Source organism: Clostridium sp., assembly GCF_032552055.1.
In the GTDB taxonomy this organism is placed as follows: domain Bacteria; phylum Bacillota; class Clostridia; order Clostridiales; family Clostridiaceae; genus Clostridium.
Window position 1 is genome coordinate 1 of the sequence record NZ_JAWGSV010000442.1, and the last position, 1,095, is coordinate 1,095.

1 protein-coding gene is annotated in these 1,095 nt (G+C 29.6%); it reads right to left on the minus strand.

The genetic code is table 11. The features are described 5' to 3' along the window. Window positions 1-379 precede the first annotated feature (379 nt). The coding region (locus tag E6248_RS16265; RefSeq protein WP_316341804.1) for an ROK family protein at window positions 380-1,095 on the minus strand (716 nt) is incomplete at its 5' end.

The window sequence follows — 1,095 nt, forward strand, 5'->3', positions numbered from 1 at the left end:
ATCTACTAAGACGCCCTCTTAACTTTATTTTATCCTCTTTAACAAATGAAATTATTCAAATTTTGAAAATATTTTTCAATTTTATTTGTTGCTAATTTTATAAAAACCATAGTTTTGAAATACAAAGCATTTTATTAGTTAAGAACTAAAAATTAAAGGTGAAAAGTTAGGGATATTTTGCAGAGCAAAACTTCAAACTTAATAAGTGCAAGCACTTTTTATTTAAAAATCTCTTAGGATTTTTTCACCTTAATTTTTAACGCTTCACTCATAGATCCTAATTATTTTGCTTCACAAAATATGACATTCACCTCTTAATAAATTAAAAAGGAGCTATCCTTCTTGGACAACTCCTTTGGTCTATATACTAAAATATTATTTAGTTTCTTTGTAGATAATTAAATAAAGCTCCTAATAAATTTGCATCATTTCTAAACATACATCTTGCTATTTTAGGCCTTATAGTAGCTACTTTTATCTTACTCATAATTAAATCTAGATTTTCATTAATTTTCTCTATAAAATCTTCTCTATCACTTATGGCTCCTCCAATAATTATTTTTTCAGGATCATAAATATACTGCAAGTTAAAAATACCTAAAGCATTATAAAAATAGAAATCTTCTACTGATTTTATAGCATCTTCATCTCCTGCTTCAGCCATTTCAAAAGCTTTTTTACCATCAATTTCACTTTTATCAATTCCTTTAGCCTCTGCAATTCTTCTTCCTATAGAACTTGTTGCTCCTAAATTACTCCACGTTTTAAAGGTTAAGTCATCTCCTTTACCTTCACTTTCTAAAACTGCGATGCCAAATTCTCCACCAAATAGGTGCTTTCCTTTATGTATCTTCTTGTCCTTAATTACAGCTCCACCAATTCCTGTACCACATACAATAAACAATACATCGCTATTATACCTAGCTGCTCCAAGCCAAACTTCTCCTAATGCAGCACAATTAGCATCATTTTCTATTTCTACTTTAAGTCCCAAATCTTCTCCAAATATCTTCTTGAAATTATGATTATTAATACATGGTAGTGCACTGCTTCCACTTATAGAACCCATTTCACTATTAACTGCACCTGGTGCAC